The sequence below is a fragment of the Citrobacter sp. L55 genome (genome assembly GCF_002850715.1).
Lineage (GTDB): Bacteria > Pseudomonadota > Gammaproteobacteria > Enterobacterales > Enterobacteriaceae > Citrobacter > Citrobacter braakii.
In genome coordinates this window covers 284406-299046 of the sequence record NZ_KZ559405.1, presented here as the reverse complement: position 1 = coordinate 299046, position 14641 = coordinate 284406, and the positions used below count along the sequence as shown (strand labels likewise).

At 50.1% G+C, this 14641-nt stretch carries 18 protein-coding genes, 1 tRNA gene and 1 pseudogene; 12 read left to right on the top strand and 8 right to left on the bottom strand.

Annotation, left to right across the window (positions count from 1 at the left end; all coding sequences use genetic code 11):
* Positions 1 to 102: 102 nt before the first annotated feature.
* From B9P82_RS16570 to B9P82_RS16550, 6 genes and pseudogenes are all read left to right on the top strand, one after another.
* Positions 103 to 342: a DUF4222 domain-containing protein gene (locus B9P82_RS16570; protein ID WP_101700634.1), complete on the top strand. Its 240-nt coding sequence runs from the start codon at positions 103 to 105 to the stop codon at positions 340 to 342.
* A gap of 9 nt (positions 343 to 351) precedes the next feature.
* Positions 352 to 594, top strand: coding sequence for a hypothetical protein (locus B9P82_RS16565; RefSeq protein ID WP_094337432.1), 243 nt, complete (start codon positions 352 to 354; stop codon positions 592 to 594).
* Positions 595 to 697: 103 nt separating this feature from the next.
* Positions 698 to 1075: a beta-sandwich lipoprotein gene (locus B9P82_RS16560; protein WP_101700633.1), complete on the top strand. Its 378-nt coding sequence runs from the start codon at positions 698 to 700 to the stop codon at positions 1073 to 1075.
* Between the two features lie 249 nt (positions 1076 to 1324).
* Positions 1325 to 1489, top strand: coding sequence for a hypothetical protein (locus tag B9P82_RS28505; RefSeq protein ID WP_168188449.1), 165 nt, complete (start codon positions 1325 to 1327; stop codon positions 1487 to 1489).
* 9 nt (positions 1490 to 1498) lie between these two features.
* Positions 1499 to 1594, top strand: a pseudogene (locus tag B9P82_RS29020) (helix-turn-helix domain-containing protein); the annotation flags it as partial.
* A gap of 131 nt (positions 1595 to 1725) precedes the next feature.
* Positions 1726 to 2889 (top strand): integrase, encoded by a 1164-nt coding sequence (locus tag B9P82_RS16550; RefSeq protein ID WP_101700632.1) that lies wholly within the window; start codon positions 1726 to 1728, stop codon positions 2887 to 2889.
* A gap of 15 nt (positions 2890 to 2904) precedes the next feature.
* Here the strand turns inward: B9P82_RS16550 and B9P82_RS16545 are convergent.
* Positions 2905 to 2981, bottom strand: a tRNA-Arg gene (locus tag B9P82_RS16545).
* Between the two features lie 39 nt (positions 2982 to 3020).
* Positions 3021 to 3200, bottom strand: coding sequence for a hypothetical protein (locus tag B9P82_RS16540; RefSeq protein WP_016152134.1), 180 nt, complete (start codon positions 3198 to 3200; stop codon positions 3021 to 3023).
* 36 nt (positions 3201 to 3236) lie between these two features.
* On the opposite strand from B9P82_RS16540, the gene fimW reads away from it, so the two are divergent.
* The 3 genes from fimW to fimZ all read left to right on the top strand — a co-directional run bounded on the left by fimW (position 3237) and on the right by fimZ (position 6157).
* Entirely contained in the window at positions 3237 to 3830 is a 594-nt protein-coding gene (fimW, locus tag B9P82_RS16535) for a fimbria biosynthesis transcriptional regulator FimW (RefSeq protein WP_016155913.1), read from the top strand.
* Positions 3831 to 4214: 384 nt separating this feature from the next.
* Positions 4215 to 4937: a fimbria biosynthesis regulator FimY gene (locus B9P82_RS16530; RefSeq protein ID WP_101700640.1), complete on the top strand. Its 723-nt coding sequence runs from the start codon at positions 4215 to 4217 to the stop codon at positions 4935 to 4937.
* A gap of 587 nt (positions 4938 to 5524) precedes the next feature.
* Positions 5525 to 6157, top strand: a complete 633-nt coding sequence (fimZ, locus tag B9P82_RS16525; protein ID WP_016152131.1) for a fimbria biosynthesis transcriptional regulator FimZ — start codon at positions 5525 to 5527, stop codon at positions 6155 to 6157.
* Positions 6158 to 6206: 49 nt separating this feature from the next.
* Here the strand turns inward: fimZ and sfmF are convergent, their stop codons facing one another.
* The 6 genes from sfmF to fimA form a co-directional block, all read right to left on the bottom strand.
* On the bottom strand, positions 6207 to 6743 hold the full coding sequence (gene sfmF, locus B9P82_RS16520; protein ID WP_046276058.1) for a fimbria assembly protein: 537 nt from the start codon (positions 6741 to 6743) through the stop codon (positions 6207 to 6209).
* Positions 6736 to 7743: a type 1 fimbria D-mannose specific adhesin FimH gene (gene fimH / locus B9P82_RS16515; RefSeq protein ID WP_046276059.1), complete on the bottom strand. Its 1008-nt coding sequence runs from the start codon at positions 7741 to 7743 to the stop codon at positions 6736 to 6738. Before fimH ends, sfmF begins: the two co-directional genes overlap by 8 nt.
* 4 nt (positions 7744 to 7747) lie before the next feature.
* Positions 7748 to 10369 carry a fimbrial biogenesis usher protein gene (locus tag B9P82_RS16510; protein WP_065554224.1) on the bottom strand — a complete coding sequence of 874 codons (2622 nt, stop codon included), beginning with the start codon at positions 10367 to 10369 and terminating at the stop codon, positions 7748 to 7750.
* Between the two features lie 7 nt (positions 10370 to 10376).
* A complete protein-coding gene (gene fimC, locus B9P82_RS16505; RefSeq protein ID WP_016152127.1) occupies positions 10377 to 11069 on the bottom strand; it encodes a type 1 fimbria chaperone FimC in 693 nt (230 codons plus the stop codon).
* Between the two features lie 41 nt (positions 11070 to 11110).
* Positions 11111 to 11644, bottom strand: a complete 534-nt coding sequence (gene fimI, locus B9P82_RS16500) for a type 1 fimbrial protein subunit FimI (protein ID WP_019076203.1) — start codon at positions 11642 to 11644, stop codon at positions 11111 to 11113.
* 77 nt (positions 11645 to 11721) lie between these two features.
* A complete protein-coding gene (gene fimA, locus B9P82_RS16495; RefSeq protein WP_019076202.1) occupies positions 11722 to 12276 on the bottom strand; it encodes a type 1 fimbrial major subunit FimA in 555 nt (184 codons plus the stop codon).
* A gap of 575 nt (positions 12277 to 12851) precedes the next feature.
* On the opposite strand from fimA, the gene folD reads away from it, so the two are divergent.
* The 3 genes from folD to B9P82_RS16480 all read left to right on the top strand — a co-directional run bounded on the left by folD (position 12852) and on the right by B9P82_RS16480 (position 14580).
* Positions 12852 to 13718, top strand: coding sequence for a bifunctional methylenetetrahydrofolate dehydrogenase/methenyltetrahydrofolate cyclohydrolase FolD (gene folD, locus B9P82_RS16490; protein WP_003021887.1), 867 nt, complete (start codon positions 12852 to 12854; stop codon positions 13716 to 13718).
* Position 13719: 1 nt separating this feature from the next.
* Positions 13720 to 13932: a ribosome-associated protein YbcJ gene (gene ybcJ, locus B9P82_RS16485; protein ID WP_016152124.1), complete on the top strand. Its 213-nt coding sequence runs from the start codon at positions 13720 to 13722 to the stop codon at positions 13930 to 13932.
* Positions 13933 to 14055: 123 nt separating this feature from the next.
* Positions 14056 to 14580, top strand: coding sequence for a metal-dependent hydrolase (locus tag B9P82_RS16480; protein WP_019076201.1), 525 nt, complete (start codon positions 14056 to 14058; stop codon positions 14578 to 14580).
* Positions 14581 to 14641: the final 61 nt, after the last annotated feature.

The following is a 14641-nucleotide window of genomic DNA, read 5'->3' as shown; positions in this document are numbered from 1 at the left end:
CATTTATATGGGAACACGCAAAGCCATCACCGAGACAGAAAAGGAAAGCGAGAGAGGTTGCAGCATACCGAGAGGAATTAAAGCGCAATCAGGAGTCAGCCAATGTTCCAGCTAATTCAACGGGGTCAGATATACGCTGACAATGCCGGGTGGCCTGTCATCATCCATTCTGTTACATCTGAAATAGTCCGCTACTGGCGACAGGGCCGGATCAACACCGCTTCAATCGACCGCTTTAATAACGATTTCGAGCACCTCGACCCACACGAGGCGGCACAGATACGCGCCGAACTTGAAACAGCAGAACACTTAAAACGACTCCGCGCTATGCGGGCGGCATGAGGAGAGATTATGGGGAAGATGACATTTGTCTTTGAATATGAGGACGGTAAAGAGCCGCCAGTCAGTGCTGCCGATGAGTTCATGGGAGGCAGGTTAGTTTCTGCGGCATTATATGATTATCGTGATGACTTTTTCACGGAAGAGCAAAAAGAAGCTATTGCCGAAATGTTGGAGGAGTCCGAGTGGCATGACCATATTGAACAGCATGAAGCAGAAGCAATTATGAAAAAGGTCGAATCTCTCACCTACTGAGCGCAACTGATAGCCAGTTATGAGCTGGCTATTGGGTGCGAATGCACTGCCACGTTATCCATTTTGCCCTCCAGTGTGAGGGCATTCTTTTACAGGTGAACCAATGAAGAAAGGATTGCTATTGCTGAGCGTTTTGGCGATTTCGGCATGTGATGTTAATGACGCTGATGTTGCCAGTCGTAACGTTAGTAAGGCTGCAGATAACTTCGAGGCGCAGCGCCGCTTTGTTTTCTATAACGGCATCACCGGCGAATTCATGCTTGAGATCACTGGGCTTTGCTCCAAAGATAACACCAGCACAGATCGCACTCTGGGTGTCATCTGCAAAACTGGGCCAAACGTCTACAAGAAGCACATGCTCGGCCTGTCAGACAACGTGACGTGGTTCATGGAAGATCTGAGCGGAACTAACGCCAGTGTGAACCACTATCGTGTGACATTCAAACCATCAGTAATAATCCCGGATATTGATATTCGATAGCCAATTTTGCATCCCGGCTCCGCGCCGGGCTTCTTTTTGCCTGGAGGAAACTATGAAGATCTTTAAATTCTGGAAGCCGGAGACTGGTGTTATTGGCGGCCTAATTATGTCTGCTGCACTCCTTGTTGGGTGTTGCTTTTTGCTTCCGCCATTCCTTTCTCTTTTTCTTTGGTGGGCATCAATCTGGCTTTTAAATTTTTAATAGAGATTTCCGGTTTTTTAAATAGTTATTTAATTATGGAGTAAACCATGACGCGCGAAGAGGCCATTAACAAACTCAAGATACTGCAAGGCATGAGAGATAAGGAAATAGCCCATTGCAATGCAGACGATGTGATCTGCGACCTGTTAAAAGCATTGGGATATGAAGATGTCGTAAAGGAATACGATGAAATAGATAAATGGTACGCATAGGAGATCATCGTGGAATCACACAGCCTCACACTCGATGAGGCCTGCGCATTTCTTCAGATATCCAGACCAACGGCTACCAACTGGATCCGCTCAGGCCGATTGCAAGCAACCCGCAAAGACCCCGCAAAACCCAAATCCCCTTACCTCACTACACGACAGGCCTGCATTGCGGCGCTTAACTCTCCGCTGCATACTGTCGCCGTGAGCGCGGGTGATGGCATAACAGAGGAAAAACAATGTCACTCTTCCGCAGAGGTGAAATATGGTACGCGTCCTACTCGACACCGGGCGGGAAGCGAATTAAGGAAAGCCTTGGGACTTCCGACAAGCGGCTCGCTACTGAGCTACATGACAAGCGCAAAGCTGAATTGTGGCGAGTAGACCGGCTAGGAGATTTCCCTGACGTAACGTTTGATGATGCCTGCATGCGATGGCTGGAGGAAAAGGCAGAGAAGAAATCACTGAAGGATGACCGAAGCCGTATGGCTTTCTGGCTGGCGCATTTTGAGGGGATCCGGTTAAAGGATGTGACCGAGCAAAAGATTTACTCCGCAGTGAACAAGATGAGCAACCGCAAACAGCTTGAGATATGGAAAATCAAGGCTGCCGCGGCTCAAAAGAACGGAGAACCAGCGCCAGTATATTCAGCTAAACCTGTCACCACCTCCACCAAGGCCAAGCATCTGGCATTGATGAAGGCAATCCTGCGGTCGGCAGAGCGTGACTGGAAGTGGCTGGAGAAAGCGCCGGTGATCAAGGTTCCATCGGTACGCAATAAGCGCGTCCGGTGGCTTGAGGCTGATGAGGCGAAAAGGCTGATTGATGAATGTCCGGAACCGCTGAAGTCGGTTGTTAAGTTTGCGCTGGCAACCGGCCTACGCCGTTCGAACATTATCAATATGGAATGGCAGCAGATCGACATGCAGCGTCGAGTTGCCTGGGTTAACCCGGAAGACAGTAAGTCAAATCGCGCTATTGGCGTAGCGCTGAACGACACCGCCTGTAAGGTTTTGCGTGACCAGATTGGTAAGCATCATAAATGGGTGTTCGTGCATACGAAAGAAGGCATCCGTCCTGATGGCTCAAAGACACCGACAGTCAGAAAGATGCGCGTCGATGATCAGCGAGCATGGAACGCAGCTTGCCGCCGGGCTGGAATTGAGGATTTCCGCTTCCACGACCTGAGACACACTTGGGCCAGTTGGCTGATTCAGTCCGGAGTTCCGCTTTCTGTTCTGCAGGAAATGGGAGGATGGGAGAGCATCGAGATGGTGCGCCGGTATGCTCACCTTGCCCCGAACCATTTAACGGAACATGCGAAGCAAATCGACTCGATTTTTAGTGATGATGTCCCAAATATGTCCCATCTGGAAAATAAGGAACTTGCAGAAAATGGGTAAGTTACTGAAATATAATGGTACGCCCTGTAGGATTCGAACCTACGACCTACGGCTTAGAAGGCCGTTGCTCTATCCAACTGAGCTAAGGGCGCATTGCGAAGTGATTACTTCATGCAGATGAAACGCGTGAATTATACGGTCAGTGCTTGCTGAGTCAATGCCTTTTGTTTCGGTTGCTGGCGAAGTGTACGAATGTTGATTTTTTCTGCTCGTTCAAAGGTATCCAGGAAATCACCTGGTAACAACTCAGCCCGCAAAACGTCAGATTTAGGGATACATGTATTTAGAATATTTATGATTTTGCTTAACATTCTTTTATCCCCTCTCCAGTGGTCAGGAACTCTTTAATGTTAAGTATCGCCATCAAGGAAGAAAACAGTCACTTCGAACATGGACTGAAAATCATCATCTCCCATCTGGCAAATCAGTGGCATCAGGAGATTAGCTTTTTACCTGTCGAAGATATCGATCGCGCTGAAATCGCGTTTATCTCACTGGATGAAGATTGGCTCAGCGCCGATTGTTACATGGTTCCTGTCCACACCAGGCGCCAACACCGGGTGGTCATCTGTAGCAAAAACGACAAAGATAAGCTGATGTTCCGCCCCTGCCTGTACATGTTGCCACTGATTTATCGGGAAGATGACGTCGACGAGATAACCAAAAAACTGGTCCTCATCCTGCAAAAACGCGCACTGCGCACTAGCGTGCCCGCGACTATCTGCCATTACTGCACCACCCGCAACTTTTCTATCGAAGAACGCCAGTTCTTAATGTTTCTCGCCAGCGGGTATACGTTAGCCGAAACGGCTCATCTGCTCTCAGTCAGTGATATCCAGGCCAAAGCGACCCGCCGCAGCATTATGAAAAAGCTGCATGTGAAAAACGATCAGCAATTCTTAAGATACATCCGCGCACATCTGAACTTTCTGCAAAATTAGACGGGGTATCTCTGCCTAATTTTTATTGAGAAATATCTCATCATCGATTAAGCATCGGCTCCTACTGTACCTGGCTTCAGGCTGCGAGAATAATCCGGCCATACTATTTCCGGGGTAACAAAAAGACACACCCGGTAATATTTTATCTAATCTCAGAGAGAGGTTGAACTGGATAAAACGATCTTTTGGGCATTGAGTAAGACATCAGAAAACTTCCGGCAGATTATTCTGATGGAGTACGCAATTGCCAGTCTGATGATTGTTGAAGCACTGAAACCCAACGGCACAAGTCAACTCACCTTTGCGCTGACAAAAGTTTGGTTCAGGGATGCCTGTAGTCAGCAATTTATCCAGACCTGCCGCAACAGAAATGGAATGGAAAAGGTGCACAGTGCAAAACGCCGGGACCGCTATCGCCGTATACGAAACGCTAACTGTAGCTGGCAATTTCCCCACTGTACCTCACAGGTATTTGACCGGATCGAGTATCTGGCGCAAAAACTCGAATACACCTTACCGGACGGCACTATATCTCAGGCGATAATTACGACAGACTACTATCTGGCCTATGCGCTGAGTCGACATTTATTCTCAGGTACTCGCACGGCGATCTTCCAGAGCGTTGAATCGACTTTGCTCAGCATGCAAGAGCCGGTAATTAGCCAGTTAGTGATTGACATTGAAAGCTTAACAACCCCTTATTTCGATATACTTGAAAGCCTGCGCCAGCTAATTAAGAAGCATAATAACATCCAAATCTTCATAATGCTTTCCAGTCGCGATGAAGACCTCACTAGATTTATTTCACTGTCCGGTCCATTTTATATCTTGCCACGCAATTTGCGCCTCCCCGAGATGCGCCAGGCCTTATTATCTCCGGTTCTTAACTATATTCATTCCAGGCGTATAAATCAGTTCGACTGGGAGCTGATTACCTTACTATTACAGGGTAACTCCTTAAAAAAGATTGCATTGTTACAGGCACAACCCTACCACCGCATCATCTATCGCCTGAACCAGTTGATTACGCGCCTTGGATTACCCAGCAGGCAGCGCTTTTTGCATCTGATACACCGCCTCAACGTTACCTCTCCCCATTTAATTTAACACCATAACTCATTGTGCTATAAGATTTTTTAGGAAATTACTTATTTTTAAATAAGAAAACAGATCTAATTTTTACAAATATTTAATATTTACAACTATTCCTGGTATTATGCCTGGAGCCACTCCCACACTTAACCTTACTGATCCTGTGCATTTCAATAAAAAATAGTCCTATTGCAGCCTTAACAAAACCTAAACAATTGGTTTATTGTGTCGTTTTTACTGTTTAAAAAAAATTTTCAATCTGCCATAATTCGAACCACAGATAAATAATACCAATAGTCATTAACACATCTGGATCTTTCAGAATATCCTAACTGACATTAACAACCAGGATGTTGTAAGTCTTTTCCGAATGAGCAGAGCAGGTATAATCCCCACAGTTTCCTGATTAATTGTTAGTTTTCCCGGTGTGAAATGGATTTTCCACAAATTCATTGTTCTGCAGAAGAACAACCGAATAAACAAGGATGAAATAATATTTATTCGGCTCTCCCTCAGAACAATTCTTGGCTATTTGACAATATTATAACGCCTGATGTTTTATCAAATTCGCAAGATACGCAAACAGTTTGAGGCATACAACAATGAAACCAGCATCCGTTATCATTATGGACGAACACCCTATTGTCAGAATGTCGATAGAAGTACTACTCGAGAAAAACAGTAATATTCAGGTAGTGTTGAAAACCGATGACAGCCGTACGGCAATAGAACATCTGCGCACGTACCCTGTCGATCTTGTCATCCTGGATATTGAACTGCCTGGTTCTGATGGGTTTACATTACTCAAAAGAATAAAGTCATTGCAGGAGAAAACTCGGGTACTGTTTCTGTCCTCAAAATCCGAGTCGTTTTATGCCGGGCGTGCTATCCGGGCCGGTGCAAATGGGTTTGTCAGTAAACGAAAGGATCTCAATGATATCTACAATGCGGTAAAAATGATTTTATCGGGATATTCCTTTTTTCCTTCGGATACCCTTAATTTCATTAACAATATAAATGCACAAAAAGGCGTCTTACATGACATGCCGCTCTCTAACCGTGAAGTTACCGTTTTGCGTTATCTGGCAAACGGGCTATCCAATAAGGAAATTGCTGAGCAGTTGTTACTCAGCAATAAAACGATTAGCGCTCACAAGGCTAATATCTACTCCAAGCTCGGGTTGCACACCATCGTTGAGCTGATCGATTACGCAAAAATGCATGAATTAATGTAATAACACTCCCGGCGAGATTTCGTTCGGGAGTGTTTTGTTAGCGCATTGATTAGTTATAGTTAATCATGAACGTGGCATCAGCCCTGGCAATGCCAGGCTGAACCCCAGCAGCTAACGCGATATAGTTTGCGAAAAAGGTCAGCGTGGCGTTGCCGTTCTCATCAATCCCCACCGTCTGACTGGCCTGCTCGAGCGGCAATCGCGTACGGTCGCTGTCGTGCAGTTCGATCGCCACCTTTTGCGCCATCACCGCATCATCAAGCGCCAGCAACGTCGTGCCCGGGGCCGGAGTTCCGGAAAACGTTATCGAAGCGGAACCCGGCGGGCAGCCTTCTAGCTTCAGCGTAAACGCGACCGGTTGAGTAGTATCTCCGCTGGTCTGAAGCTGCTTGGTCGGCCAGGTGCCTAGCTCCACCGACTTATTGCTGTCGCTGGCAATTACCGCGCAGGTAAAGTCCACCACGTTTCCGCGCAGTTCAATATTGATTTCCCCCAGCGACGAAGCGGCATGGCACAACGAGCTGAATGTCAGCAGGCACACCATTGCCAGGCGTTTCCCTGCGGCTGGCGTTTGCTTGTTAGTCATAATCCACTCGCAGATAGCCACGGGCTGTAAAAGGTCCTTCGGTAGGCTTATTGCCCGTTACGCTAACCGGCCATGTTCGAATACCCACGCTCGCCGCGGCGTTATCATCCAGTTGAAACGGGATAGTGCTGGACAGATTATTGGGCGTCAGCGGTTTACCGCTGCTGTCGGCGACAATAAAACCTAAATCGGGATTGTCAGATACCATCATTTGCCCGGTGGCTTTCTCGGCCTCTACACGCATGGTTAAGTAGGCCTGTGCAGCGACGTTGGTGCATTTTATCGCTACCGTTTTGGTCTGCGGATTGATGCCTTCTGGCCGGTTTCCCGCTCCTGCCTTGCTAAACAGCGATGCGCCAATATCACCAAAATCAAACTCAACAATCTGCCCGGCGTTTACTTCGCAGTTTTGTGGAACCTCCACCTTGCCGCTGTAGCTGATGGTATAAACCGGCACGCTTAGTGCATCTCCGGTACTGGTCGTGACATAGACGCTGAACATCGTCTGCCGCGGAATCGGCACCATGTTAATAAACGGGCGGATTACTTTGAGCTTAAACACCAGCTTTGAATCCATCACGCCAAAAGGCTGCTGCTTAGGTACGTTAGGGTGAGTCCCCATGCGAATGTAATTACGTGGGGGATAAAATAACCCGGCATAGCTATCGGTTATGCTCATGGCCCCCAGCAGGTAGTCATTGAGCTTCAGATACTGGAAGCCGCCTTCGGTACTTTGAACCGGAAGTTCAGTGACATAGCTTCGATAGGTGTAATTTACCGTTGTCCCGGCCGGACAGGTGGCATTCACGCCAATCCAGCCAGATTTTTCCGGTAACGTCACCACCTGTCCCGGCTGGTTGTTACTACTGTTGAAGACATTCGACAGATCGTAAAAAACATCCGTTGGCGTGCCATTCGAGTTTTGGCAGACCGTCGCCCAGGACGAATGGGCCATCAGCAGTAAAGCGCTTCCCAGTAACAAACCCGTTTGTCGTTTCATCGTATTATTCCTGTCGTGCTGACGGAGATTCGCACGTCACGTTCGTGAGCGTTACCGCTTGTTTCAGGCTATCCTCTGGCAAGGCATAGCGCGCCACGCAGCGCGCGTTTGCGCCTTCCCCCCATTGGATCAACAACTCGCCTTTTAGCGGCAAGCCGCTCAGGTAGATTTGCCCGTCTTCACCCACCATGCTGGTCACGCCGCTGGTGTTTTCACGCACGACGGAGCCAAACGGCACTGGTTTACCGGCATGTTTGGCGGTAATCAGCGCCCGCACACCGATTCGTGTATCAAACGCCGCCCGCACCAGCGCCCCTTGCGTTGGCACTACGCTACTGACGTTATTCTCCACATCGGTATTGTTGTTCATGGAATTGGTGTCTAACGCGACGCGGTTATAACGATAGACGGTGGCATATGGCATCACCGCGTATCCGCGCCAGTCGGTTTGAACGCCGGTCTGGTTCTCTATCCGTACACCCTGCGCGCCCGGCGCTTTAATCAGCACGTTGGTATCGCCCAGAGGCTGACTGAGCGTAATGCCGTCCGCATGCCCCACTACGCCGCCGGAGAGCTGCCAGTTGTAGTCATGCTGGTCACGGTCGTAGTTGTAACCCACGCCCAGCGTACCGTAGGCCGCCTGCCAGTTGGCGCTGGCATTTCCGCTATAGCCATTGGTGCTGCTGTGCCCCTGATTCACGCTGTAGCTCAGGTTGCGCCCATCCAGCAACGTACCGCCGATCCCGCTCTGCCAGCTGTTCTGTCCGTTGCTATTACGGTTGGCATTAAAGGTGGCGTAGGTGCGATCGAGGGCGTTATCACGCGAGTAACGCCGTCCGCTCAGCAGGCTGAACGGTACAGACATATTGAACGCCAGAATACGATCGGTGTCGGAGATGCCAACCGATTCATTCCACGACCAGGAGAGTGAATAGCTAATCCCCTGCCAGCCGCTGGCATAGCCTAGTTGATACCAGGTATTGGTGTCTGAAGTATTCCAGTACGTCTGCTGACTACCCGAGATATACAGCGATCCGTAATCCCCCAGATTCTGCGAAATGTTGATCTGGAAACGGCCCTTTTTGCTGTAGCTCAGGTTGTGGTAACTCGTCACATTGGGCACGTCGTGGCGATTGCCCTCACTGTCGTATTCGTACTCATAGCCTTCCATACTGCGATACGCCACATCGTCGAGGGTATAGAAGCCACGCGTTGAGTAGCGATACCCCAACAACTGGAAGTTAGTGCCAAAATTGTTCAGCGATTTCGCATACAAGAAACGCAAAGACTGCCCCTGGTGCGTACTGTCATCCGCCAGTTGGCTGCGCGCATGGGTGAGATCGACAGAAACTGCCCCCCAGTCCCCCAGGTTTCGACCGGTGCCTAAAACCACCGCGGTGTAACGTGAGGCCAACTGCGTACCACCGTATGCGGTATAGCCCTCTGGTAACCCGGCAATTAATGTTCCCTGGAAAAAGAACGGTGAAGATTGCTGGCTATTGCCGCTGCGAAAATCCCCGGCGACAACGTCATACTTAAAACGCCCTTCTCGTTGTAATAAGGGAACGGTGGAGTACGGCACCGTATAGCGTTGCTGGCTGCCGTCCTTCTCATCCACCGTGACCTCAAGATCACCGCTGGATGACGTTGGGTTGAGATCGGTTATTGAGAAAGCGCCGGGTGAAACATAGCTTTGATAAATCACATAGCCATTCTGACGAATGGTCAGTTTCGCTGCGGTACGCGCAATGCCGCGCACGGTAGGCGCGTAGCCCTGTAAGCTGTCGGGATACATACTGTCTGAGGAATAGAGCCGCGCACCGCGAAACCCGACGCTGTCAAAAACGTCGTTGCCAGTGTTGCTGTCGCCCATCACCAGTTCGCCCTTCAGCGGGATAATTGCGCGCTGAAGCCATGTACCGATGTTTTTCCAGCTTTGTGAGTGGTATCCGTCGCCCTTGGAGTAGCTCCACGCACCGTTGTTTCTCAACCGCCAGGGGCCATAGTTCAGACCACTGAGCATACTGAGGAAGTAACTGTCAGTATCACTGCCGCGGCTGCCGGTAAAGCTGTAGTTAACCAGCGCGGCCGGGATCCCTTCATCCCACTCTTCCGGTGGAATATAGCCGCGCGCGCTGTTTAACATTGACGCCTGTGGCAGGCTGACGTTTAAGCGCAGGGTAGAAAAATCAAACGCAATCTCGCTGCCGGGAATCGCCTCAGGTAGATTGATACAGGTATCGTTCGGATCCTTACTGAGTGCCGGAAACGCGGCGATATTGACGCCAAGGCGCTTCACCCAGTCGAGTCCAAAGCACGGCATCAACCCACCGGACTTCTCCCCGGCTTTTGCCGCACTGGTAGTAAAACGAATATCCTGAGTGGCAACAAACTCATCGTTGCGCCAGATATCCACGCGATAAACGCCTTCAGGCTGGTGATTGCCTTTTTCAAAACGTGATAAATCCGCCACGGTTGCCGTATCCGCAGATAAAAAGGCCGGATTAAAATAGCTTTCCCCATAGCTTAGAGAGGGAAAGAGCGCCGCCAGCGTGGACAACGCCACCCCCGCCAGCGGTGGCGTAACCCCCGGTAACAGGCCAGGAAAATACGTTGTCTTATTCATCGTTATCTCAACGCACACTAACCGTTTTGGCCGGGGTCACAGCGCCATAATCATTGACCGTCTGGAACGTGACGTTGCCCTGAACGCCCGTGGGTAGCAGGACCTGCGCATCGCTTTTCGGCGCAACCATCACGTTATCGACCTTCGTTTTCCCCACATTGAGATTGACCAACGTGACGTAGTACGCTGACGGATTGTTGATTTTCAGGTGGTTGCCGGAGCGGGAAAAGGTCAGCATTCCTGGTGCATCTTCCGGGATTTGCGGCAGATTATTCGGACGAACGAAAAGTTTGATGCGTGACAGAATCGCCAGTTGCAGAACGTTTTTGCCCTCAAGGCTGTTTTTATTGACTGACGGAATGGCTTTGACGTTCATCCAGAACAGCGACTCACGGTCTTTGGGCAGCGGTTCACCGGCATAGATGATACGCAGCGTGTTTTCGCTTTTGGGTTCACTAACAAACAGCGGAGGCGTAACCACAAACGATTTTTCTTTAGCGCCTGCGCTATTCTCAATCCATGAATTTACCAGGTAACGTTCTTTGGTATCGCTATTGCTAATAGACAGGGACGTTTGTTTGGCATCGGCCGGATAAATAACGCGAGTGGCGCCTAATGCAATGCCTCCGGCAGCCTGAACACTGGCAGCAGAAAATAAGGCCAGTAAAAGGATAAAACCTGATTTTAGATAATTAAACATAGCTAAAAATACCTTTGATGCGATTATCGTTGGGAAATAAATCAGGGATAAACCAACGTAAACCACACGTCTGAGCGAAGCGTTCCCGGCGTTATATTTTCCGAGACAGCCCGATAGCGGGCAGTGAAATGAAACGTCATCTCTTGCGTTATAATCGGCACATAATGAAGCGGCAGGGCATTCGGTATAATTTGCCGTTGGCGCTCGTCAAATAACGCCAGGCCAATCCCCGAAGCCGCAGACGCATCGCCGCTGGCAAGAAAAACCTGCGGATCTTCCGCTGGCGTCACGCCCGCAAACGCAATCCCAACATGGTCATAAACATCGGAGCTGCACGACGTTAAGCGCAGTGAAAACGGTACGCTGGTAGAGGCGAAGCTTCCCGTCCCAGAGAAAGCATTGGTGCGATACTGCCCCATTTGCACCCGCATATCCTGACTGTCAGTGGCGACCGTACAGGCGCCGTTGACGAGCTGCCCCCGTAAGTGGACGCGGCCACTTTCCAGTATTACCGTATGTGAAAGCACAGGCATTACGCACAGCATTCCCGCCAGCGCCACGCCTTTCCCTATCATCTGCCGCATCCTTCATCATCCCCGGATATTGCCTCATCCATTGAGGCGAACGTCATCCTTGCGCAAATCAAAACGGCTTATTCGTACTTCATGATGAATGTCGCGTCGGCATTTGCCTGACCCGGCGTTGCGCTTGCGGCAGTGGCTTTGTAACGCGCAGAGAAACGCAGGGTGTTGGTCCCTTCTACCAGCGCCTGAGCGGTAGAGAAGGTTGCGCCATCCGGCTTCAGCGCGGTGGACGTATTGTCCAGAATTTCAATCCCAACACCGCCTGCAGTGGTACCGTTGTCTGCAGAAGTGACAGCCAGCAGGTTGTTATTGGTATTATCGGACTGGCCAGAGAAAGCAACGGCTGCAGTTGCGGCAACGTTCGGGTCACAGTCGTTCAGCACGATAGAGAACGGAATTTGTGCTGTAGTGTCACCCACTGCGGCAAAACTGGCAGTACGATACTGGCCTAACGTCACAACCTGATCGGATGACTGAGTACTGACTGCACAGGCTGCATTGACCAGTTCACCTTCAAAATGCACAGTACCGCCGCTAACGCTTACCGGATCGGCTGCAACCGCTGCACCGGCGACTAACATCAGGCTGGCAATAACAGAAGAGGTCATTAATTTACGTTTCATGGATTTCCCTTGAATTACACACATCCGGCTCCAGCATCCTGCGGGATCCGTTTGAATCATTATCGACATTAAATGTCAGGCTAATTATCTCTGCATCCTGTAAAGATATATATCGCATGAGAATTAGCTAACCTTTTACCCCAACTCTCCTGAGTATTTGATTCACTAATTATTCCTCGCGAATATGACTATTCGTCACAGCGATAAATTAAACATTTCAATTAATGAAAAATACCTGCAAATCCTTTTAATGACCCTGGCTAATTCTTAATGGGACCCAGGAAAAATCTGGGTGAGAATGAGGTAAAATCCCTCATAATTAACCGTAACAGACTGGTTTGTGGCGCATTACCCCTGAAAATACCAGGGTGATGAGTTGTTTCATTCACGTTAATTTTGATTAGCATGCTCATTAATTATCCGCAAGGCTTATGCCTTTGTCCTGATCCCATTCGCAGATCGTGACGCCCCCTGGCGCACGTAAAAATGCAAACGAAAACTGACAGCACGTCCCGCTTCTGACAAAATAGCGGCATCCCCTTCGATTTAACGTAACAGACGGAATCCTCTCTCTGATGGCAGCAAAGATTATTGACGGTAAAACGATTGCGCAGCAGGTGCGCTCTGAGGTTGCTCAAAAAGTTCAGGCGCGTTTAGCGGCTGGATTACGCGCCCCAGGCCTGGCTGTTGTGCTGGTAGGTAGCAACCCGGCTTCGCAGATTTATGTCGCGAGTAAACGCAAAGCCTGTGACGAGGTGGGGTTTGTCTCCCGCTCCTATGACCTGCCTGAAACCACCAGCGAGGCGGAGCTGCTCGAGCTGATCGATACGCTCAATGCAGATACCACCATCGACGGTATTCTGGTCCAGCTGCCGTTACCTGCGGGTATCGACAACGTTAAAGTTCTCGAGCGTATTGCGCCGGATAAAGACGTTGACGGTTTCCACCCGTATAACGTTGGTCGCCTGTGCCAGCGTGCGCCGCGCCTGCGCCCATGTACTCCGCGCGGTATTGTGACTCTGCTTGAGCGTTACAATATCGACACCTACGGTCTGAATGCGGTCGTTATTGGCGCGTCGAATATTGTTGGCCGCCCGATGAGCATGGAGCTGCTGCTGGCTGGCTGCACCACCACCGTCACCCACCGGTTCACCAAAGATCTGCGTCGCCATGTAGAGCATGCAGACCTGCTGATTGTTGCCGTCGGCAAACCTGGCTTTATTCCCGGCGAGTGGATCAAAGAAGGTGCGATTGTGATTGATGTCGGCATCAACCGTCTGGAGAATGGTAAGGTTGTTGGCGATGTGGTCTTTGAAGATGCTGCCGCACGCGCGTCATACATCACGCCGGTACCCGGCGGCGTAGGCCCAATGACGGTCGCCACACTTATCGAAAACACGCTGCAGGCGTGTGTTGAATATCATGATGTAAAGGACGTTTAAGATGGCGACATTTTCACTGGGTAAACACCCACACGTTGAACTCTGCGATTTACTGAAGCTGGAAGGCTGGAGCGAAAGCGGCGCCCAGGCAAAAATTGCTATTGGCGAAGGGTTAGTGAAGGTCGATGGTGCTGTAGAAACGCGTAAACGCTGCAAAATCGTTGCCGGACAGACCGTCAGCTTTGAAGGCCACAGCATTAACGTCGTGGCGTGATCCCAGGTGCCGGATGAGGTTAACCCCTGTCCGGCCACTTCCTCTCTCCTTTTCAGATAATGACTTCATCACCACTTCACAGTGAACTGTTAGCATGTTGTTTTTCCACATGAAGCGATCATCATGCCAACAATCGTTACCCACGCTGCCGTTCCTCTCTGTTTAGGATTAGGTCTCGGGCGTAAAGTCATCCCCCCACAATTACTGTTTACTGGCGTCATTCTGGCTATGTTGCCGGATGCCGACGTACTGTCGTTTAAGCTTGGCGTCGCCTACGGCAACGTGTTTGGTCACCGCGGTTTTACCCATTCGCTGCTGTTCGCCTTCGTGGTGCCGCTGCTCGGCGTATGGATGGGTCGACGATGGTTTAAGGCAGGCTTAATTCGCTGCTGGCTATTCCTGACGGTTTCACTGCTGTCGCACAGCCTGTTGGATTCGGTCACCACTGGCGGCAAAGGCGTCGGCTGGCTGTGGCCGTGGTCGGATGAACGCTTCTTTGCACCGTGGCAGGTGATTAAAGTCGCCCCGTTTGCGCTATCACGCTACGCCACACCATACGGGCACCAGGTGATAATTTCGGAGTTGATATGGGTATGGCTACCGGGAGTTATGATGATGGGTGTGCTGTGGTGGTATCGGAAATATTAATTTGCCGGATACAACAAGCGTCTTATCCGACCGACATTCGTACATTGATTGCCGGACAGGG